Origin of the sequence: Mycoplasma bradburyae, from assembly GCF_024339025.1 — a bacterium.
Taxonomy (GTDB): Bacteria; Bacillota_I; Bacilli_A; order Mycoplasmatales; family Mycoplasmoidaceae; genus Mycoplasmoides; species Mycoplasmoides bradburyae.
In genome coordinates this window covers 112956-136178 of sequence record NZ_CP101415.1, presented here as the reverse complement: position 1 = coordinate 136178, position 23223 = coordinate 112956, and the positions used below count along the sequence as shown (strand labels likewise).

The 23223-nt window shown below is 27.5% G+C and carries 19 protein-coding genes; 3 read left to right on the top strand and 16 right to left on the bottom strand.

The window, feature by feature from the left end:
- Window positions 1-78: 78 nt before the first annotated feature.
- From NMG77_RS00555 to NMG77_RS00545, 3 genes are all read right to left on the bottom strand, one after another.
- On the bottom strand, window positions 79-2121 hold the full coding sequence (locus NMG77_RS00555) for a DUF2779 domain-containing protein (RefSeq protein WP_255045892.1): 2043 nt from the start codon (window positions 2119-2121) through the stop codon (window positions 79-81).
- 114 nt (window positions 2122-2235) lie between these two features.
- On the bottom strand, window positions 2236-3183 hold the full coding sequence (fmt, locus tag NMG77_RS00550) for a methionyl-tRNA formyltransferase (protein ID WP_255045891.1): 948 nt from the start codon (window positions 3181-3183) through the stop codon (window positions 2236-2238).
- 5 nt (window positions 3184-3188) lie between these two features.
- A complete protein-coding gene (locus NMG77_RS00545; RefSeq protein WP_255034772.1) occupies window positions 3189-3848 on the bottom strand; it encodes a DUF5385 domain-containing protein in 660 nt (219 codons plus the stop codon).
- A 90-nt stretch (window positions 3849-3938) separates the two neighbouring features.
- Between NMG77_RS00545 and rpsT the strand changes: the two genes are divergently transcribed.
- Entirely contained in the window at window positions 3939-4190 is a 252-nt protein-coding gene (gene rpsT / locus NMG77_RS00540; RefSeq protein WP_255034771.1) for a 30S ribosomal protein S20, read from the top strand.
- Between the two features lie 14 nt (window positions 4191-4204).
- On the opposite strand, the gene NMG77_RS00535 is transcribed toward rpsT, so the two are convergent.
- From NMG77_RS00535 to alaS, 5 genes are read right to left on the bottom strand one after another with little or no spacing between them, the layout of a single operon-like run.
- Window positions 4205-5431 carry a peptidase U32 family protein gene (locus NMG77_RS00535; RefSeq protein WP_255034770.1) on the bottom strand — a complete coding sequence of 409 codons (1227 nt, stop codon included), beginning with the start codon at window positions 5429-5431 and terminating at the stop codon, window positions 4205-4207.
- A complete protein-coding gene (locus tag NMG77_RS00530) occupies window positions 5431-6411 on the bottom strand; it encodes a U32 family peptidase (protein WP_255045890.1) in 981 nt (326 codons plus the stop codon). The genes NMG77_RS00535 and NMG77_RS00530 overlap by 1 nt, the downstream gene beginning before the upstream one ends.
- On the bottom strand, window positions 6356-6922 hold the full coding sequence (locus NMG77_RS00525; protein WP_255045889.1) for an O-methyltransferase: 567 nt from the start codon (window positions 6920-6922) through the stop codon (window positions 6356-6358). The genes NMG77_RS00530 and NMG77_RS00525 overlap by 56 nt, the downstream gene beginning before the upstream one ends.
- Window positions 6903-7331 carry a Holliday junction resolvase RuvX gene (gene ruvX / locus NMG77_RS00520; RefSeq protein ID WP_255034767.1) on the bottom strand — a complete coding sequence of 143 codons (429 nt, stop codon included), beginning with the start codon at window positions 7329-7331 and terminating at the stop codon, window positions 6903-6905. The genes NMG77_RS00525 and ruvX overlap by 20 nt, the downstream gene beginning before the upstream one ends.
- Entirely contained in the window at window positions 7313-10045 is a 2733-nt protein-coding gene (alaS, locus tag NMG77_RS00515) for an alanine--tRNA ligase (RefSeq protein WP_255045888.1), read from the bottom strand. Before alaS ends, ruvX begins: the two co-directional genes overlap by 19 nt.
- A 419-nt stretch (window positions 10046-10464) precedes the next feature.
- Here alaS and NMG77_RS00510 point away from each other — a divergent pair, with 419 nt between their 5' ends.
- Both NMG77_RS00510 and NMG77_RS00505 read left to right on the top strand, forming a co-directional pair.
- Entirely contained in the window at window positions 10465-13707 is a 3243-nt protein-coding gene (locus tag NMG77_RS00510; RefSeq protein ID WP_255045887.1) for a DEAD/DEAH box helicase, read from the top strand.
- 29 nt (window positions 13708-13736) lie between these two features.
- Window positions 13737-15053: an acetyl-CoA hydrolase/transferase family protein gene (locus NMG77_RS00505; RefSeq protein WP_255045886.1), complete on the top strand. Its 1317-nt coding sequence runs from the start codon at window positions 13737-13739 to the stop codon at window positions 15051-15053.
- Window positions 15054-15070: 17 nt separating this feature from the next.
- On the opposite strand, the gene mnmA is transcribed toward NMG77_RS00505, so the two are convergent.
- The 8 genes from mnmA to nusA form a co-directional block, all read right to left on the bottom strand.
- Window positions 15071-17041 (bottom strand): tRNA 2-thiouridine(34) synthase MnmA, encoded by a 1971-nt coding sequence (mnmA, locus tag NMG77_RS00500; RefSeq protein WP_255045885.1) that lies wholly within the window; start codon window positions 17039-17041, stop codon window positions 15071-15073.
- The gene (truB, locus tag NMG77_RS00495; protein WP_255045883.1) at window positions 17013-17657 is read right to left on the bottom strand and encodes a tRNA pseudouridine(55) synthase TruB; all 645 of its coding nucleotides are present in this window, start codon (window positions 17655-17657) and stop codon (window positions 17013-17015) included. The genes mnmA and truB overlap by 29 nt, the downstream gene beginning before the upstream one ends.
- 2 nt (window positions 17658-17659) lie before the next feature.
- Window positions 17660-18091 (bottom strand): MPN157 family protein, encoded by a 432-nt coding sequence (locus NMG77_RS00490; RefSeq protein ID WP_255034761.1) that lies wholly within the window; start codon window positions 18089-18091, stop codon window positions 17660-17662.
- A 104-nt stretch (window positions 18092-18195) separates the two neighbouring features.
- Window positions 18196-18717, bottom strand: coding sequence for a GNAT family N-acetyltransferase (locus NMG77_RS00485; protein ID WP_255045882.1), 522 nt, complete (start codon window positions 18715-18717; stop codon window positions 18196-18198).
- A 56-nt stretch (window positions 18718-18773) separates the two neighbouring features.
- Window positions 18774-19124: a 30S ribosome-binding factor RbfA gene (gene rbfA, locus NMG77_RS00480; protein WP_255034759.1), complete on the bottom strand. Its 351-nt coding sequence runs from the start codon at window positions 19122-19124 to the stop codon at window positions 18774-18776.
- Complete coding sequence (infB, locus tag NMG77_RS00475) at window positions 19124-20971, bottom strand: translation initiation factor IF-2 (RefSeq protein ID WP_255045880.1); 1848 nt, start codon at window positions 20969-20971, stop codon at window positions 19124-19126. Before infB ends, rbfA begins: the two co-directional genes overlap by 1 nt.
- Window positions 20964-21233 (bottom strand): YlxR family protein, encoded by a 270-nt coding sequence (locus NMG77_RS00470; protein ID WP_255045879.1) that lies wholly within the window; start codon window positions 21231-21233, stop codon window positions 20964-20966. The genes infB and NMG77_RS00470 overlap by 8 nt, the downstream gene beginning before the upstream one ends.
- Window positions 21234-21246: 13 nt before the next feature.
- On the bottom strand, window positions 21247-23127 hold the full coding sequence (gene nusA, locus NMG77_RS00465; protein ID WP_255034756.1) for a transcription termination factor NusA: 1881 nt from the start codon (window positions 23125-23127) through the stop codon (window positions 21247-21249).
- Window positions 23128-23223 lie beyond the last annotated feature (96 nt).

Sequence of the window (23223 nt, the reverse complement as noted above, 5' to 3'; positions counted from 1 at the left end):
CATCCTTAAGTTTAATATTATTATTCTACAAATAAATTATGAATGGTTAATTAGTTATTATGATTCTATAGATTTATTCTATCTTTTTAATAAATCTCTTATGAAGTACTCAACAGCGATCATTGATCTAACATCGTTTTCGCAATATGTAGCTAAATCAGTTGCTATTTCTTCTCATTCCTTATCATCAACTAATCCTAAGAAACGTTTAGCTGTTAGTTTTTGCGCAATATCACCTCTTTTCACATTAAGTGTCGCGTAATCAACGGCTTTAGCTTCTTTTCGTTGTTCTTGAGATGTTAATAATAAAACTTTTTTAATTGAGTAATATCCATTTAATGAATTAATGACTATTAAGTCTTTATTCAAGTTAAAGAAATCAGCTAAATCAAATAGGTTAGCATCAATTTCTTTAACTTTTTGCAAGAAATCAATTTCTAAATCAGATGGATCGCTAAATTTCTCTGGATATAGTTTTTTACATCTTTCAATATAAGCGCCCATTTCATACAATCTAGATCGTTCAAAGGTAGCATTGTATACAACATAACTATAATCTGGACCTTGATGTAGATCTTTAATTATCTTTATAAATCAATTAATATCCAATTTCAATGGATCAATTACATCATTAACACATACAAGTTCTGAGCCGTCATTATGATCAATAATGAAAGAATTTTGCGTTATTATTTGCATATTTGGCAAAATATCATCCATTGGCGCAAATAAATGACAAATTGACTCAAAGTCAAAATAAACCTTTTTATTTTTTAATTTAGCAAATGCTTGGTGAGTATTTGGGTTGACATAACTTTCAACAATACTAGGGGTGTATGCTTTACTAAAAACAGATAAATATTTTATTGGCTTAGGAGGCGGGTTAGCATTTATGTATTTGATGAAATCGCTTATTTTAAATTTTTCGCCATCTTTATTTACTAATGGAAATACTAAATTTCCATTTTTATCGAAAAATTTATTAATTGAATAAACGTTTCCACTTAGTAAAAAAGGTTCAAACACTTTTTTACCTAATGTGTATCTGATCATAGAGTCGTTCGGATTTTTATAAAAATCTCCAAAATAAGCATTTGATAACTCAATTTTGCCTACATTAGTATCTTTGATATCAATCATTTCATCAAAAATGTTATCAAATGCATTTCTTACTTCTAAGAAATAATTTGTCTGAAATTTATATGCTTCTTTTTCTTCTGATTCTAAAATTTGAAATGACATCATTTTTAAAGCATTACAAAAAGAACCTGTCTTTAAATTATGTTGCGGGTAATCAGCGATTAATTCTTGATTACCACTTATTCTTATGTCTTGTTTAGCTTTAATAAAACTTGGATGGAAAAATTGTTCTTTACTAAATTCTTTTTTTATTTTATCAGGTAAATTAGATCCACCTTTATTGCAATTAACTATTTCTGTTGAAACAAAATCAACTTCATTCTTTTTGTTTAAACAGTATTTAACTAAAACAACATTTCATTTCAAAACATCATAACCAAGCTCAGTTAAAATTCGGTAATCATAATAAAAATTAACTAGATCTTTTCTTTTTGTGCTTGTAGAGTTTTTTGATGTATATACATCTAGTTTTATTCGATCATCATTATGTTTGTAAAATAAACATCCAGACACAGATGATTGTAGATAGTATCTTTGTTTTTCATTAAAGTAAATTCCATCTAAAACTAGTAATTTTAATGATGAAAAATCATGTTTTTTAATAATTTCATGAAGGCTTTCTGCTGTTGTAATAGGTAATTTTTGATAATCTGATAAATCGATTATTCTAACTAATTTTTCTTTTTCTTTGTTATCAATAACATCGATATAATCTATATCATATTCTTGGTATACACCTTTAGAAAATTCTAGTTCAGCATTTTTCCATTCATCATCATATAAATCAGATAGAACTTCGTGTTTAATAAATTCTTTAGATTTTTCTTTTAATTTAATTATTTCTGCTAAATAAGCGTCATTTATTTGTTGGGATTCAATGTCGTCATTAACAAAATCGATTTCATCAAAATCTAAAATAGCGGACTCTTCCCCATTTAATTCTTCATTTATATCTTCATAAGAATCTTTTGATAGTCCCAACTCATTTTGAATGATAGCGGTTATTTCTTTATCAGTAAATTTTCATAAAGATTTAGGTTCTACTAAATGTATTTAAAAAATCATTTCTTTTAAATATCTTTTTATTTTCCATATTTATTCAAATTTTGTATTTATTTTAAATGGAATGTTTCCATTAATTGATTGCTTTATATCTGCAACTTTTTTAGAAGGTAATAGGTATTTAGTAATGGCAATTGACCCTCTTTTTAGATATACATAAATACCTGTTTTATCAATTTTGTATATTGATCCTATCAGATCTATTTGGTTGTCTTGTTCATTCTCAACAACTTTTGCTTGAGCTATTTTAACTCTATATCCATCATAAATCAAATAACCACCAGGGGTTGATCATAATCCTTTTTGTCAATTAACAAAACTGTTGGCATCTAAATTTAAATTCAAATGTTCTTGTTCTTTTTTGATATTTAAGCCAAGTGTATATTGATCATGATCTTGTTCTTTAGCTGTTAGGTTTTTCTCATAAATATTTTTTATAGTTTTTATTAAAAACCCTGGTGATTTAGCAATAATTTCAGAATTTAAATCATCATGATTTCATTCTTCTTTAATAGCTACTTCTAATTGATCATACACAGGACCATGATCCATTTTTTCATCTAACTTCATGATTGAAATAGCTGTAGATTTAAATCCATTTATAATCGCATAATGAATAGGAGCACCTCCTCTTAATAACGGTAATTTAGAAGGATGAACATTGATTATTCCATCTTTAAATAGATTCAAAACCTTTTTAGGAATAAATTGTCCGTAAGCTATACATACACCCAAATCTAAATTCATATTTATTAATTCTTCATAGAAATCCGATAATTTTTCAGGTTGATAAATTTGTAGATTATTATCTATGCAAAATTGTTTAACTGAATTTAATTTATTCTTTTTATTTCGTAAATCTACTCTGTCGGGAGGAGATATAATTGCTACTACATCAAAAGAATTATCATTTAGCATAGCCTTAAGGCATACTAAAGATAATTCTGTTGTACCAAAAAAAGCAACTCTTTTTTTAATCATTTTTATTAAATCTTCTTTTTAGTTTTAGCTTCTTTTTTAGCCAACTTAGCTAATCTGCGTTGTTCTTTTCTTTCAAGCTTTCTAATTCTTTCGTCTTCAGCTTTCTTTAATCGAGCATCTTCTTTATTTTTTAAAGGTTCAATTCAAGCAAACTCTTTTTTAAAATCTTGTAATCCGTTAATTTGAATTTTTCTTTCAGGAGCATCACCTCTTTTTTTAGGAGGTAATGTTAATACTTCAGCCTCAATAATTTCTGGATCAAAAACAGATTGAGTCTTAGCATCCTTTGTTTGAAAATAGATGCAATATCTTTCACGAGCCATTTCCTTAGACCGACTTTTTAGATAAGCTTTCTTATCTTTTTTAGATAATTTATGCTCTAATAAATATTTTTTTGTTTCTTCTTTAAACTGTTTGTGAAGCTTCTTATCATCATTAGCTGACGGTCTTTTTGCGACAAAAGTATACATGATCTCACGACCATACATGTCGTTATCTTGCAGATATTTTTTAACAGTTTTTCAAACTTCGTTTCTGCGTTCATCCTTAGTTCTTCCAACAAATTCACCTGAACCTGTAGTTTTTTTTCTTTTATAAATAAAATAACTTATGAATCCAATTGGAACAACTACTAATAAGACGATTAAAATAAAATTACTATTCATTAAACTATATTGTATATAATATTATACGTGTAGTATTTACTTATATATTATAATTAATAAGTTATATAATTAAAAACGTACGTAAACGATATGGCCAATATTAAAGCAAACGAAAAGAGCTATCGTCAGAATTTAAAGGCTAATCAATTAACTAAAGGTTTTAAAACAGCATTAAAAAATCAAATTAAGAAAACTAAAGTTTCTAAAGATAAAAAAGATGCTGATAAAGTTTATTCTTTAGCAGATAGATTAGCTAAAAATAATAGAATTTCTAAAAACAAAGCTCGTCGTCTTAAATCAAGAGCAGCTAGATGAACAAATGCACAAGCTGCAACTAACTAAAAACCTTGGAATTATTAATCCAAGGTTTTTTTAATGTGTCCAATACTATTTTTCATTAGTTGATAATTTTTATCAAATTTCAAGTAATATATTCCCATCGGGTCGTTTGCAACATCGACTTCTTTCTTTTCTTTATTTAATAAAGATACGATTTTGATCTCATCAAATTTAAAGTTTGGGCCATAAATCATATATTCTTGAGCTTTTTTAAAGTTATTTTTACATGTTACTTTTACATAACCATCATCTTGAATTTCATCAACAATAAAAGCGAATGTTTGAGCTATTTTGCGTTCTTCTTCATGGTATAACATAGCATCAATACCAGGTTGACCGTGAGCAAAACCCTTTTTGGTTAAACGATTTTCAGCTGATTTTAATTCTGCTCTAGCTTTAGTTAGCATTTCTTGTTCGCTATCCTTATTAACATTAAATCCATTGGTTAGATAGTAGTTCATAGCATAGCGATATGATTTGATTACCGTAGCCACATAATTAATCGACTTCATACGACCTTCTACTTTAAATGAAGCAACACCTAATTCCATCAGTTTCTTAATCTCATCGATTAAAGCCATATCTTTCGGTGACATTGTAAAAGAATCTGAATAATGATTCATCTCTTCATCTTTTAAATCATATCTTCAACGACAAGATTGCGCGCAACCACCAACGTTAGCATCACGAAGAGATCAGTTATTAGACATCATACATCGTCCACTAAACGAAATACATACAGCACCGTGAATGAAGTATTCGATTTCTACTTTATCCTTAACATTAGGCATTAATAGCTCTAATTCTTCTATTGTTACTTCACGAGCTAATACCACTCTTGATAATCCATTACTTTTTCAAAATAAGGCTGACTTAGAATTTGTAACACTTTGTTGAGTTGATAAATGTAATTCTAGTTCTGGATGATTATTTTTTGTGTGATGAATTATAAACGGATCAGCAACAATTAATCCATCAACACCTGTTAGAGCTAACTCATCAATAAATTTAGCATAACCTTTAACTAAGGGGTTGTGACACACAACATTAACCGTAATATAAATTTTCTTATTACGTTCATGAGCGTAATCTACAATTTCTTTTATATCTTTAAAAAAGAAATTGCTAGCACTAGATCTCAATGAATAAGCTTTGGCACCGATAAAAACTGCGTCTGCACCATAGTCAATAGCAAACATCGCTTTTTGAACATCTCCAGCAGGAGCTAATAATTCGTACTTCATTATTGTTTCGTTTCTACCTTTTCTTCTTTAATTAAATGTTTGATTTCTTTTATACCGCCAAAGAATCCTGAAGCAATTTCAATTGGCAAGCATAATTGTTCAATTTTGCCGTAGTTTTTGTTAATTTTGTCTTCAGAAACCGTTTTATTTTCTCTCAGATCATTGATGATATTTTGATATATTAAAGTAATAGATTCATGAGCTTTTTCATCAATCATAATTGAATCTATTCGAACATAATCTAAACCATATTCATAAAGTTCTTTTATATGTTTAATGGCACATAATATGTAACCTGTAAACATATGAGTACCAAATTCGTCTTCATAAATAGCATTAGGGTATTTTCTTAATGCTTCACGAATTCATAATTGTTTTTTAGAAGATAATTTATCTGAAATTCTAGCATACGCTTCAAAGTTAGAAATCATCTTTCATCTAGAATGCATAAAAAAAGCATATCCTTGTATTTGCATTTCTAATGATAAAGATTTCTTATTATCATGCATTTGTTTAATTTCATTCATAAAAAGTTCTCTTGCAAGAACTAAATGGTTAATCTTATTTTCGATGAAAAAATCAAATTGACCATAAGATGTAACCATCGTTTCTGAATGATATGCAACTTCTAAATTTAGTTGTTTTTCCCGTATAATTTGCACAATTGCATAGTCTTGGAAATAAACTTTATCAACTTTTAATTCGTTTAATTCGCATAGTTTATTTTCTAAATCTGATATCTGATTTTCAAAAATAAAACTGTTCATTAAGACAAATATTTTTGTATTTGACTTTTTATCGTTTCTATATTGAATTAAATCTTTTAGTTCAGAATTATTTAATGTTTTAGTACAACGTAAAGCAAAATTTTCATACCCTACTAAGATACAATCTACTTTATTGTCAATAAATTTTTTAGCTTGATTAAGCGATTGGACTTGGCTTACTAAAAACATAAACGACTCCGTCTCCTGATTCATCTATTTCAACATTAAATTTATTCTTATCTAAATTACGAACAAAATTTTGTCATTCTAGGTTTTTATTATAAAGCTTATTATTAGGTTTTATGTTTTTTAGATAGAAATTATCAATAATCATAACCCCATTAGGCAATAAATAATTAATATATTTATTAAATAGATCGATTTGCTTACCTTTTGGTCCGTCTAGTATGATTGCTTCATATTTTTTATTAGGAATAAATTCATAACAATCACCATTGATACAATTAACATTTTCGAAATCAACTAATCATTCTTTAGCAATTGAATATCTTTCTAGATTTTTTTCTAATGTATCAATTTTTAGTTCTTTTAAATGATAACTAAGATACATTGAACTAAATCCAATACCTGTACCTATTTCAAGTAATTCCTTAACTTTAATATTAGTTAACTTATTAACTAAGTTAACTAAATTATCATCCCTCATAATCGGGATTTTCATTTCTATATTTAATTGTTTAAATTTATTTAGGATATCGATCATCATCAAAAAAAGATTGCAATAAAACATAAGCTGCAATCTTATCTATTTTTTCTTTTCTTTTTTTAGCTTTTATTTCGTTATCCATCATAATTTGATCTGCAATTATTGAAGTATAACGTTCATCATATAAAATGATTTCATTTTTGTAATTCGCTTTAAGCAATTCAATAAAATTTTCAACCATAATTGTTGTTGAAGATTTTGTATTATTGATATTTAAAGGTATACCGATAACAAACTTAAAATCATAGAAAAAACTGTTAGTTTTTTCTTTAAGTTTATTCAAACATTGATTAAAATCACCTTCATTGTAGGTAATAACACAGTATGGTGAAGCAATCTTAAAATCACCGTCACCTGTAGCTATTCCCAGTTTTTTAGAACCGACATCTAAAGCAACGTAGTACATAAATTAATGAAATCCGTTTTTAGTTTATCGATATCTTTATCAGTGCTAAATCCACCTTGAGCGAAGTTAGGTTTTCCGCCACCTTTAGCTTCAAATGTTTTGTTAATTTTTTCGATTAGAATTTTGGCATTAAGTTTATCTGTCGGATTCTTAATACCAATTAGATAACTAATCTTGTTATCAATCTTGTTAATAAAGAAGAATAAATGATCTTGTTTTTCATTTACTAATTCTGTATGAGCGATTGATAAAGCTTTGGATTCTTCTTTGTCAAAGAATAATAAAACAATTTTGTGTTCTAAATTATTTAAAGCTATTTGTTTGATCTTGTTAGCTTGATCTTTAGTTTTTTTCTTATCTAACTCTAATTTGTTTTTCTTGAATTCTTCTTTTAATTCTTCGAATTCTCTTAATGATTTTCTTAAATCCTTGATTGAATTGGGTAACGAGAAGTTATTTATCTTACTTCCAATCTCTTTTATTGAAGCAAATTCATTAGATGAAAAACTAGGATAATTACCTAATTCATCGATCATTTTAGCTTTTTCTTTAATAATTTCTTCTTGTTTGCTAATTAAGTAATCTTGAATTGTTTCGTGAGAACTAATAATCTCGATTCTTCATCTACCAGCACCTAGTGAATAAAGATCGGTGATGAAACAATCCTCGATTTCTTTAGTGTTATTTACGTGTGTTCCACCACATAATTCAACACTGTAATCTTCCATTTTAATTACACGAAGTAATTCATGCTTCTTATATTCTTCTTCAAAGTAAGCAATCGCGTTCATCTTTTGACTAGTTTCATAATCAACATAATGAACACCAACAGGTAAAGCATCAGCTATTACTTTTCTTATTTTACTTTCAACGTTTTCAATTTCTTCATCAGTTAATTTAGAAGGATAGTTGAAATCAAGTGTAGCTTTAGCTGCTGATTTAAACGCGCCTGATTGCTTAATGGTTTCACTAATAGTATTTTTAAGAGTAGCGTGTAAAATATGTTCTAATGAGTGATTTTTTCTTACTAATCTTCTTCAATTTTCGTCATGTATTAATTCAACTTTTTCATCAAGTCAAAAACTAGCTTTATTGAAGTGATGTAAGTGTTGTTTGTTCGGTGCTTTAATTACATTATCAAAATGAACAACTAAATCACCTTTTTTAATACAATAACCTTCGTCATATCTTTGACCACCAGAAGTTGCGTAAATAGGTGTATCTTTAAACACAACATAACCTGAACCAACTTCAATTTTATCTACAGGATTAAAGTTATCATCAAAAATTGCGATAACATTGGTTTTAATGTTGTTTTTATCGTAATGAAACTTAGATTCTTTATCAAACTTAAGAAGATTTTCATTTTGTTTTTTCATTCCAGTTTCATTGCTATTAGCTTTAGAAACTTCTTGATGTTTTTTAAATAGTTTTTCAAAACCTTCGATATCGATTTTAATATTAGATTCTTGCGATAATTCTTTAATTAAATCTAAAGGAAATCCGTATGTTTCAACTAATTTAAAAATTATTTCAGCTGTTAAACCATTAGTTGTTTTAGCTTGATTAAAAATATCAAAACCATAATCTAATGTTTTACTAAAGTTATTAGATTCATTAGTTATAGCTTCTAGAATAATCTTCTTGTTGTCTAATAAATGTTTAAAGAAATCGCCGTATATTTCAATAATTTTGTTAATTGCACCTTGTAGGTATTCAGGTTTAGCATCTAATTTTCTTGCATAAACAAACGCTCTACGAAGTAACTTTCTAATAATATAATCACGATCTTTAGGTCCTGGTAATACACCATCTGCGATTGCAAAAACTCCACATTTTAAGTGATCAGCTATTACCCTAAATGCTTTAAGAGTTTCTTGTCTTTTTTTATCGTTACTAAAGTAATCTTCGACAACATATTTGCTATCAGTGTATTTTTCAATCTCTCGAATAATCGGCAAGAATAAATCAGTGTCGTAATTAGTCGGAACATCTTGTAATACTGAAGCAAATCTTTCTAAACTAGCACCGGTATCAATATTCTTTCTTAATAATTCAGAATAGTTATTTTTCCCATCATTATTGAATTGCGAAAACACAATGTTTCATACTTCGATATAACGATCGTTTTCAATATCTTCAAAGAATAATTTTTCACCTAATTTTTTAGGATCATATTTTTCTCCACGATCATAATAAATCTCTGTACAAGGTCCACAAGGACCAGAACCTAAATCTCAAAAATTTCTTTCCTTGTTACATTTAATAATATGCTTAGGATCTATTCCTTGTTGTACTCAATTATCATAAGCATCATTATCATCATGATAAACAGTAATATATAGTTTATCTTTATCTAAACCATATTCTTTTGTTAATAGTTCAAAACCAAATTGGATAGCTTCTTTTTTGAAGTAGTCACCAATTGAGAAATTACCTAACATTTCAAAAATCGTATGGTGTCTTGAAGTTACACCAACGTTTTCGATATCATTAGCTCTAATACATCTTTGTGAGTTAGCTAATCTAGGATTTATCGGGTTCTCTTCTCCCGAAAAGAATTTTTTGAGTGTTGCTACTCCAGCATTAATTCATAATAAACTTGGATCATTAATCGGAACTAAAGATTTAGATTCAACAATCTCATGTTTTTTACTTTTAAAAAAGTCTAATCAAATTTGTCTTATTTGCGAACCACTTAAGCGTTTATTCATATGTTTAAATATTTAGTTTTTATAAAACTAGTCGGATTAATTTTATATTATTCAAATATTGATAATAACAACAACGATATAAATACGATTAATATTAAAATTTTTCCTTGAAAATAAAAGTTCATCAATTTTGATAGATTAATTTTGCGATAAATCGAAATACATCTAATATTTAAATGATTTATGTGCTTTATAAGCTAAAGGATGATTAATAATGTTTTAAGGTTGTTTTATAGATAAATTATTTTATTAATTCCATAAATAGATCTATAACAAAGAATTAGTTAATTTAAATTTATTTTTAATTTAATTGAATGTTTTTATGGATATTTTGTATATTTAATATAAATAAACTTATAGTTTATTACTTAATAAAATAGATAGAACTAATATTTTATAGGTTGGGTAGTTATAAAAATATGAATAACGAAAAAACTAAACTTTTAAGAGCGTGATTTTGTAATGAAATTATGAGTTTACCATGTTTTGATAAAAATGATAAACAAACAATACCTTTCGAACTTAAAAATGGTTATTCCACAATAAAAAAATATCAAAATGAATTATTCATTTTCTTTGGTGAATTAAATTATAAAACCGATGTTTTAAGTAAATTTGATTTAAAGAAAAAATGCGAGTGCGAGCTTGATAAACCAGATAACGAAGAAAACGAATATTGCGAAATATGTAAAATTTCAAAATTATTCGATAATAATAGCGATTCGAAACATTATTATTTAGGATACATTTTCTTAAATAAGTATAAGGAAGGCGATAAAATTAAGGACCCTTTTTTAAAAATAAAAATTAATGAAAAGGATAACTCAGATAATTCTATATATGTTTTAAATTTTTCTACTTATAAAAATGATTTTTTTATTTCTTTCGCATCTTATATAGCCACTAAAATTAAAGAAGATAGAGAAAATATTGATATATTAGAAGAATACGATAAATATAAGAAAGAATTAAAAGAGATTCAATCCGAATTACTCGATAAATACGAAAATAAAGAACCTGTTTTATTAAACGAATTATTAGAACACTTATTAAATAATAAATTTCATTTAGAATCCAATATTGATAAGAAAAAATATTGATATATTGAACCTAAAGAGGGTGAAGAATTTCCTTATTTTAGATATAGACAGCAAAGTTATTATTTAGATATTATTTTAGATGCAATCAATTTAATTAACAATAAAGAAAATAGATGAAATATACCGAAAAACCTAGAAAGATATCTAGGTATTAATGAATCAGATAAAGAGGAAAAATATAACTTTTTTGAAGATGAAAATAACGATAAATCTAATGAAGAGTTTCAAAAAAATTTAGAAAAATTTATTAATCCTGAATTTTATCCTAAAGCTAAATTTATCGGTAATCCTAAATATAATTTAACTTTGATGCAACAAGTAGCAATCAATATTAGCGTTCAACAAAAATCGGAAAATATCGTTAATGATATTTGAAGTGTTAATGGACCTCCAGGAACAGGAAAGACTACCCTGCTTAAGGATATTTTTGCTGAAATAATTTGCGAACAAGCCAAATTATTAAGTAAAGAGAGCCTTAATTTAGAAAATATAAAAGATAAAGAAAATAAGATTAGAGAATTGATTAGAAACAATAATAATCAAATTCTAGTATTAAGCTCTAATAATGGCGCTGTTCAAAATATTGTTAATGAATTACCTTTAATCCCTGATGATTTACCAGATTTTTTAAAAGATGAACTTGATTATTTTAAGGATGTTAATAAAAATCAAACAAGTCATGGTTCTTGCAATAAATCTAATAAAATAACCTTTGGTCAAATTTCGTTAGAAGGAGGAAGTGGTAAAAAGGAAAAAAGGCTTGAAGAATTATATAACTCAATCATTCAATGGTGCAAGAAAAATGAAAATGAGAAAAGATTTGAAAATAGTAGAACAGCGTTTAATGAGTTGCTATCATCCGTAAAAGAAATTAATGAATTGCATCGCGAAGTGATAGGTTCATTTAAGATTGTAAAAAATGGTTTTTCTAAAAAAGAAACTTATAACGATTTTATAAAATACGAATATCTAAAATATCAAAAAAACAAGCAAATAAACGATTTTTTTACGGAAATAACTGAAAATATAACTGAAGAATTAAATAATTTATCTAGATTAAAAAAAGTAAAAGATGGTTATCAATTCAAACCAAAAATTGAGCATTTAAATCAAGATTATTCAAGTAGTTTTTTCTCAAGATTATTTAAAACAAAGAAATATAAGATTCTTTCTATCAAGAAAGAAAATGCTGATCGTTTATTTAATTTTTTAGAAAAATTAAATAAGAAAATAAATAATTTATTCCAGTTGTATAAAAACGCATTCAATAAATATTTAAATAATGATTCCATTAAACTGATTGATATTAACAATTTAGAACTTTTAATAACTGAATATAACTATAATGATAAAAGTATAAACAGAGAAGAAAAACAAAAAGACAATCCTTATTCAAACGAAATTATAAATTCTTTGAGAATGCTTTTATTTGTTAGAGCGCTAAAATTCAAAAAAGAATTTATTTGTAAATATGTAGATTATTTCGACGCTAAAAATTGCAGAAAAGATGGATTTTATCATTTATCTCGTTTCATTTTCCCGATAACGAGCTCTACTTTTGCTAGTTTTAAAAATATTTACGCAAAAATAAACCATAATAACATTACTAATAATAAAGAAGGTGGCATTAACGATGATCTTAAGACTAAGATTAGGTACGCATTCGTTGACGAGGCTGGTCAAGCAGTTCCTTGATCTTTAGTAGGAGCGTTAATGTGCGCTAACAAAGTGATAGTTGTTGGTGACCCTGATCAGATAAAGCCTGTTCTAACAACAGATAGCTATATTCAAAAATGAATTAAACAAAACGAATCTTTAGATGATGAATATTTTAACCCTGATTTATCAGTACAAACATTTGTTGATAGAATATCTAATTACTACAATAAAAACGAAAATAGAAAAAACTCTATAAAAGGTCTACCTCTATGAGTTCATAGAAGATGTGACAATCCCATGTTTTCTATATCAAATGAAATATCTTACAACGGAAAGATGGTTAAAGTTACAAAGGATTCAACTTTCAACCCTAGTTGTATTATAAATATACCTGGTGAAGATATTAAGGGTCATAATGTTGAAAGACAAATAAATAATTTACCTAAAATTATCGATAAAATTAAAGAAATTTGCTCTTTAGCAGATAGCAAAAATTTCCCTGATAATAAAGATTCAACGATAAGCAACAAAGATATTTTCATAATATCACCATTTAAAGAAGTCAGCTCTAAAATAAAATATAACAAATACTTAAAAGATATTAGCTGTGGTACTGTTCATACTTTTCAAGGTAAAGAAGCTAAAGTCGTAATTTTAATGTTGGGTGTTAATAAAAAAAGTTCTGGCGCTGCTAAATGAGTAGTAAAAGAACCTAACCTAATAAATGTGGCCGTAACAAGAGCAAAACAATATTTCTTTGTTGTTTGTGATTTTAATGTCTATAAAAGTATTCATAATGACACATTTAATACTTTATGTAAATTGATTAGCAAAAAGAATTCGGCTAACGACGATACAGAAAAAATTTATAGTCTGGATGAATTTTTAGACATTAAGATTTAGTTGTATTTATAAAAACAAATGAGCAGTAAATGAAATACATTAAGCAATATAATGAAAAATTGATGAACGCAAATGAAGCAGTATCTTTAATAAAAGATAAATCAACAATTTGATTTGATTACATTCAACCTAGAAATATATTAGAAGCTATAAAACAATCATTAGAAAACAACAAATATTCTCATCTAGATTTTTATTATTATGCATCTAGTTGTTATTGCGAAGATACGATTTTTCTCGATAAATTTAGTAATTTCATAACGAGACATTGTTTTTTCTTTAGAGCTCCTGAAAGAGATTTATCAAGCAGATATCAACAAGGTTTAATAAAGAATAATATTGAATATTATCCATTTCATTTTTCTAAATCTACAGAGCTATTAAGCGATTTCAAAATTGATACTGTTATTTTATTAACGACTGATATAGATGAAGAAGGCTATTTTAATCTAGGTTTATCAACTTGCTATGATATCAATCTAATTAAAAAAGCAAAAAATATCATTATTGAAGTTAATAAAAATATGCCTTATGTTATAGGTGATAATCATAAGCTACATATAGATGAAATCAACGCAATAGTTAGGTCTGATTATCTATTAGCAGAAGCATTATCAATAGAACCTACCCAAGAACAATTAACTATCGCTAAATATGTTGCTTCATTAATTGACGATCGTTCAACCATTCAATTAGGAATAGGCACTATTCCTAATATGGTATGTAAGGAATTAATTAATAAAAAAGATCTAGGAATTCATACAGAAATCCTAGGTACTGGAATGGTTGAACTAATTAAAAAAGGTGTTGTTACTAACAAATATAAAAATATTGATTCCGGATTTTCTACTTTTGTTTTTGGTATCGGTAACAATGAGATGTATTCTTATTTAAATCGCAATGAAAAATTTAAAATTGCTAGATTTGATTATGTAAATAATCCGGTAAATATCGCAAAAATTGATAATTTTATTTCAGTCAATTCAGCTATTGAAATCGATTTATTTGGAAGCATTAACGCCGAACAAATTGATCATAAACAATATTCAGCTTCAGGAGGTCAGGCTGATTTTATTAGAGGGGCTAGCTATTCTAAAAATGGTAAGAGCATTATCGCAATTAGATCAACAACAAGTGACTATAAAAAATCTAAAATTGTTGTTGATCTAAAAGGTATCACAACAACTTTAAGAAATGATATCGATTATGTGATAACAGAATATGGTATAGCTAAACTTAAGGCTAAATCATTAAAAGAAAGAGCTAAACTATTAATTAGTTTAGCTCACCCTAAATTTAGAGAAGAATTAACAAAGCAAGCTAAGGCAAGATTTATTATTGATTAATTTTGCTTTGTTTTGAATTAATTAATTTTGGTAATCTTACCACCACCTACAACTCATAGGTTTTGATCATATATAACACCGTATTGCCCTAAGGTTACAGCAATTTGTTTTTCATATTTAACGACAACTTTATCGTTATCATACGAAACAATTTCGCATTCTTGAAGTTTTTGACGATGTCTAAAACGAATATAAAGTTTTTTATTTAATAAACCTTCTTTATCATTAATTAATCAATTAAAGTTTGATATCTCACAAGATTCAGAAGCTAAATACCGATCCTTAGTTGATTCATAACAAACATATAAAGTGTTTGTGGATAAATCTTTGTTACAAACAAAGATTTTTTCTTTAGTTCCACCAACATTTAAACGTTTAGATTGACCGATTGTATAAAAATACAATCCGTCATGTTCTCCCACTATTTTGTTTTCATTAATTAAAACAACAGGACCTTTGTTGATCTTTAAATAATTAGACAAGAAGTTCTTAAAATTACGCTCACCAATGAAGCAGATACCAGTAGAATCTTTTTTAGTAGCTACATAAAGGTTAGCTTCTTGAGCAATCTTTCTTACAGTCGGTTTATCTAAATCACTTAAAGGAAATATAATATTTCTTAATTGTTCTTTATTAAGCATTGTTAAGAAATATGTTTGATCTTTATTATGATCGTTAGTATGAACTAAAAACGGTTCTCCGTTTTTAGTTTCTAGTTTTGCATAATGCCCAAAGGCAATTTTGATATCATTACCAAATTTGTTTCTAAGCGCATTAATAAATCAACCAAATTTACCAAATTGATTACATAAAACATCTGGATTAGGAGTAAGCCCCTTTTTGTAATCTTCTAGCATTTTTAAGAAGACGTCATTTCAATATTGTTCGACAAAATTGAAATAATGAAGTTCAATGTTTAGTTGCTCACAGATTTTTTTAGCATCTTCATAATCTTGTTTAGCATCACATCCTTGGATCTTATCATCTTGGTTATTGCGCAACAATTCAAGGTTTATATCGCTATCCCAGTTTTGCATAAAAGCTGCTGAGACATCATAACCTTGTTGTTTTAATAAATAAGCACAAACAGCTGAATCAACCCCGCCTGATAATGCGATGATAACTTTTTCTTTTGGTTGGCTATTAAAATAATTTAATGCATTTTTTTTATCTTGTTCGATTGCTTGTTTTAATTCATCTAATGAATTAAATTTAGTAGTAGGACGAATAAATTTAAGGATCTCAACTTTGATGTTTTTACCATAAATATCTTGGTTAAAATTAAAGATATGCGCTTCGCATTGTCTTGATTCTTCGTTGAAAGTTTTAGGTTTTCCAATAAAAGCTACCCCTTGATATTTTTGTTCGTCAAGAATAATATTACAAATATATGAACCTTCAATCAAATCAATTAGATGTTCATCAATTTTAATATTAGCAGTTCTAAACCCAATTGTTCTACCGCGTTTGTTATTCTGAATTACTTCACCTTTTAGATAGAAAGGTAAAACTAATAATTGATTAGCATTTTGAATCTTTTGATTCAAAATCAATTGTTTAATCTTGGTAGTACTACAATCGTTTTTTGGGATAACTACTAATTCAAAACCATTTTTAATTAATAAATTGTAATCAGCTTGATCACTACCTAATTTAAAATCAGAACCTACAATAATCCGTTTAGGATTAATTATCTTTAAATAAGTATCAATAAACTCTTGGGCGGTTAAATTGTTTTTTAATACATCATAAACTAATAATTGCTTAACATTAGTTAAGTTAGCAATTTGTTCTATGCTATCTTTTCGACAATATAATAGTTTTTGTTTTTTAGGAACATTATCAAACGTTAAAACATTAAAGTTATCTGATGAATTAAATAACTTTAAATGTCCCTTATGTATTCCATCAAAATAACCAATTACCAAATCAACATTTTTGTTAATTTGATTTAGGTTCTTATCTATTAAATCGACAATCGATCACATCTTTTAAAGTATATTTACCTGATTTGGTTCGGATTAATTCAACCATCATTGCTGTAGTATCAAAATAAGTAGCTAAATCAACAACAAATGATCGAACATAAAAGCCTTTTTTAACATCTAATAAGATCTCTGCATAATCATCATAATAAGATATTAATCGCGCTTTATATAAAGTTGTTAACCGTTCTTTAACTTCGAATTCAATATCACTTCTAGCTAGTTTATACGCTCTTACACCGTTTATTTTTAACGCCGAAAACTTCGGTGGTGTTTGGTAAAATGTCTTATTAGTAAACAACTCAAGATAACTGTTAATTTTATCTTGAGTTGGTACATAATTAGAAGTTCTGATTACTTTGCCTAGTGAATCATAACTATCGGTATGAGTATTAAACTTTAATTTTACCAAATATTGTTTATCGTCTTTATTAAGATCATTTAGCACTTTAGTTTTATTGCCAGTCCCGACAACTAGAACTCCTGAAGCTAATGGATCTAAAGTTCCATTATGACCTGCTTTTTTGATCTTGAATTTTTTCTTGAAGATATTTAAACAAAAAGCACTAGAGATATTTTTAGGTTTATCAATAATAACTATTTGGTTATTAAAATCCATTTTTATTGAAAGTTTCTGATCAAGTTATATGTATCTAAATAAGAATAACCAACAGCTAACATTATTGAAGTGATAACCGCTAAAATTATTCCAATAAATATCGTAGCTCAGATCACCATGTGTAAACTAAACGAACGATATACTTGGTTAATTCCAGAAAAGAATGCCGCAATAAAATATAGGTATGGCAAGAAAAAGATTGCAAAATAGACAATCGCCATAATTCGCATCGCTTCATTTAATGTTTTAGCATTATGAACAGCTGGATATTGCGTTGATGGTAAACTAATGAATCTTTGCATAATACCTAAAACAATCGCAAAGAAAATTACCAAGACAACAGTTATAGAAGTGATCAATACTCACTTCTTCTTCATTAACTTATCGTTGTTAAGAGCAATTTTATACTGTTTGAATATATTTTGTTTTTGCATAATAGTTAGATATATTTTAAAAAAAATTATTTAAATAAGATAAATCTTTAAACGATCTTTTAAATTTAACCAAAATTAAGTTTTTAATTAATATCAGATTAGTTTTATAAAGTTATTCAGTAACGCTGAATAACTTTATTATCATGTACTATTTCATTTTCTAGAATACCATGATTATTCTTGATTGTTTTTACTGATCCAATATTATTCTTATCACACACTAAAAGAATTTTATCTAAGTTTAATTCTTTGCATTTTATTAAGCCTAGTTGCAAAATTTTAGTGGCATATCCTTTTTGTCGTTCTGATGGTCTGATTCCATAACCAATATGACCACCATAGTTTAATAAGTAATCATTAAGATAATGGCGAATGTTGATAGCTCCTAGAGCTTTGTTATTTATTTCGTCATATAAGAAGAATGTTGAATCAGCAACCATCTCATTTGAGTCATCTTTATTATCTAGATGATCTAGATAATAATCAAAATCTTCGTAAGAATTTTTAAAGATCGCATAAGGCGAATTATTAACATCGTTTTGTTTATTAAACTCAATTCATTCTTCAAGCATATCAACAATAACTTGTTTATGAGTTTTATCTGGTTTGATTAATTGTAAATTCATTGATTGATAAATATAATTATGAAATAATCAGCTTTATGTAATAAAGCTGATTATTTTTATTTTTGTTCTTCTTCTTTAATTTCAGCAAGAATACGATCTATTTTCATACCATTTGTAATACTTTCATCTTGGTAGAAAACTAATTGCGGAACTTTTCTTATAGTTAATTTTTTACTTAAGATAAATTTAAAAACACCAGCAACGTCTTTGTATGCTTGCAATGTTTTGGCAATGTTTTTTTGGATGAAACAATCGATGTAAATTTTAGCTATACTTTTGTCTGGTGATAGTTTAACTGAGGTAATTGAACTTTCTCTTACCAAGCGATTTTCAATCTCTGAACTAATTGCGTTATTAAGAATTCGATGAATTGTTGATTCTAATCTTAAAGTTTTAATATTACTCATTATTGCACTCGTTTTTTAACAATTTCATAAATTTCAATAATATCGTTTTCTTTAATATCATTGTAGTTTTCAACAACAATTCCACACTCTTTATTGTTTTCAACTTTATCAGCAAAATTTTCTTTAACTTTTAGTGAACCGATCTTAGATTTATAGATAATAACACCATCACGAATAATTCGACATAATCCATTTTTAACTACTTTACCAGATTGAACATAACTTCCGGCTATCGTACCAATTTTTGAGTGTTTTCAAATTGCTCTAACGATTGCTTGACCTAAGTCTTGTTCTTCAAACACTGGGTCTAATTCACCCTTCATGATCTTTTCAAGATCTTCAACCATCTTATAAATGATTTCATAAGATAAGATTTCGATGTTTGATGAACTAGCTAAATCTTTAATTTGTTTAGAAACTGCTAAATTAAATGAAATAACAGTTGAATTTGAAGCTTGAGCTAATTTAATATCAGTTTCAGATATCGCTCCAGTTGAAGCCCGAATAATATTCGTAGTAACACCTTCAATGTTGATGTTAGAAATCGCGTATTTAATTGCTTCTAAACTTCCTTGAACATCTGACTTAATAATTAAATCAATACATTTAAGACCATCAGTGTTAACACGCGTTCTTTTTTCGTGGCTTTCTTGTAAACTTAGGTGTTTTTGTTTTTGTTGTTTAATTTTATATGATTCTGATAATTCTTTAGCTTCTTTTTCAGTAGCTAAACCTAAGAATTTTTCACCAGCAACTGGCACATTATCTAAACCTGAAATTTTAACAGGTGTTGATGGGGTGGCTTCAGTTATATTATTACCTTTTTCATCTTGCATTAATCTAACTTTACCAAAAGCAGCACCTATACAGATATAGTCACCAACTTTTAAAGTTCCACGCTTGATAATAACAGTAGCTTGTGGACCTAGCCCTGAAACTAATTTAGATTCAACAACAATACCATATGGATCTGCGTTAGGATTAGCTTTATATTCATTAATTTCTGCTAATGTAAGGATTGAATCTAATAACTCGTTAATACCTTCATTTTTTAATGCTGAACCTTGTACAAAGATTGTATCTCCACCATAATCTTCTGGTGATAAATCATATTTAGAGATCTGTTGAACAACACGTTCATAATTAGCAGATGGTTTATCCATTTTGTTAACAAAAACGATTATTGGAACACCTGCGTTTTTAGCATGGTCAATAGCTTCTTCTGTTTGAGGTTTAATACCGTCATCACCAGCTACAACCAAAACAACGATATCAGTAATATTAGCACCACGAGCACGCATTTCGGTAAATGCTTCGTGACCAGGAGTGTCAATAAATGTAATTAATTCATTATTTTTCTTAACTTGGTATGCACCAATATGTTGAGTGATACCACCAGCTTCACCAGATGTTACATTAGTAGATCTAATGGCATCTAATAAAGAGGTTTTACCGTGGTCTACGTGACCCATTACAGTAACAATTGCAGGGCGTTTAACTAGATCTTCTTTTTTATCTTTGAATTCGATATTATCTAAGATATTTTCATTTGTTACTTCTTTTTCGATCTTAAAATCAAGACCAAACTCTAAACACAATTCACCAATTTGTTCTAAAGAAAGAATCGTATTTAAGTTAATTGTATTGATCCCTTTAGCAAAAAAGTATTTAATAATTTTAGCAACAGGTTGGTTAATTTTTTTAGCAAACTGATCGATACTTAAAGGGTCTGTATAAATAAAAACTCCATCTTGAACACCAACCTTAACTTCTTTTAAGTAAGATTTGATATTGATCTTAGATCTCTTATCAAATGGTTTTTTATTTTTTGCCGGTTTCTTATTCATATTGACCTCGTTTCTCTAATGCGTTACTAAGATTTTCAAATTGTTCTTCTGATATCTTAGTTTTAAAGCTTCTTTGTATTAAAGCTTTGATCTTTTTATCGATTTTGAATTCATTGTCTTTTTTAAAATACACGCCACGAGCTTTAATTTTGTTTTCTTGATCAATGATTAATTGATTGTTATAAAAAACGATTCGAAACAATTGATTTTTTGGAAATTGTTTTTTACTTATCAAATCAAGTCGTAGGCTAATGTTTTTCATTTCGTGCTAAATATTATAGATCATCGAAGCTGTCCAAGCTTTGACGTTGGCTCTTCTTCTTTTTCTTATCCTTGTCTTTTTCTTTTTTATCATCTACAAGGAGAACTTTTTTGATTTCTTTTTTTGGTGTTGCTGTTACATCGATTTCGCGAATTAATTCGGTAATTGATGTATTGTCATTTTTCACGTTATCATATGCTGATTCATCAACAGCAACAAACTCAACAGATTCTTGAATCTCTTCTTTTTGTTTTTTAGACTTCTTAGAAGCTTTAGTTTCTTTTTGTTCTTGTTGAGTATTATTAGGTTCTTCTAATAATTGATCTAAATCTATATTTGCAAGTTGTTCTGAAATATCATCAGATTGTTTTTTAATAGGTTGTTCTTGAACAACATCAACTTGATTCTCTTCTTCGTTGATTAATTCTTCGTTATTTTCTTGTTCAATAACTGAAGGATCAAATTCTTCGAATTGTTTAATTTCATCGAAGCTTTCAATAGGCAAGTTCTCATCTAATACTTCGTCTGAAATTGGTTTTGGTTGATATTTACTAACGTCAATCATTTCATAACGTTGTTCTTGTGGTTCAGTGTAAATACTATCAATATCAACTTTAATATCGGCATCTGATTCAACTGCTGTTGAGTAAGCAACCAATGGAGTTTGAATTTTTTCAACTTTCTTGAATGGTTGTTTTGATGCAATTCTTGATCTTCTGTTGTTGAATTTAAATTGGTCAGCTAATACTGAATTATTAATTGGCGAATAGTTTAATGGAACGATGTTAATACCATCTTCGATAGCAACTGAGTGAGCTTTAAAATCAATTGATCAACCAGTTATGTAAGATAATAATCTAACATTGATACCAGCTCTACCAATTAAGTAAGGTAAATATTGATCTTCTACAATAATATCAACACTTTTATCTCTTTCAGAATCTTCTAAAACATCGATCCCGATGATATCAACTGGATAACAAGCATTAGCAATTAATTTAAATACATCATCATTTCAGTGGAAGATATCAATAACTTCATTACTAAACTTAACTCCAGCTGAGTGTTCAATTAGGTTTGCTGCAATTGTTTTAATTCGCATCCCGCCATCACCTAAAATTAATGTAACAGGATCAATATCAGGATTATTTGATGAAACTGCAACTTTAGTTTTTTGTCCAGCTACTCTTTGAATCGCTTTAATTTCAACAATTCCTTCTTTAATCTCAGGAATGTTTTCAGTTAGTATATGTTGTACATATTTAGCGTCTGAACGCGATACTACAAGTGGTCAACTCTTAGATTGTTCTTTGATTTGAGTTAATACAAAATCATATTCAACATCTGGTTTTAACTCTTCGTTAGGAACTCAATCTTTTTTGTAATAATAAGCATAAATACCGCCTAAATTAACTAATAAAATGTTTTGGTTGTTTTCATCTCTTTCAACAGTTCCACGAACAATTTTATTAAGTTTAGGAGTTCATTCAGATACAGCTTGTTTGTTAACTAATTCTGATAACTTTTGACGGAAATATTGCGAAATATTAGTAGCTACTACTCTTGATAAATCACTAATGCTAAGCGATCTTAAAAAATCATCGCCAACCTGAATTGTTGGGTTAGTTTTTAAAGCGTCACTTAAATGAATTTCGTTAATTTCATCAAATTCTTCTTCGCTAATAGAATTTTCAACTACTTTATATAGTTTAAAAATCTTTAATAAACCAGAATCAAAATCAATCATTACATCAATTCTTTGATCTGGATCTTCTTTAGCGCAAGCTCTAATAATTGCATCTTTTAAAATTGAACTTATTTCTTGTTTAGAAATATTTTTAGATAGAGCAACCGTCTCGATTGCTTCTAAGAAACTTTTATTATCAACACTCATGAATTAATTTAAAAAAGAAGCGACAACCTCGGGTTGTCGCTATTCATAATTCTTATCTTAATTATACAAGAAAATATTTTTATCTTAAAAGATAAT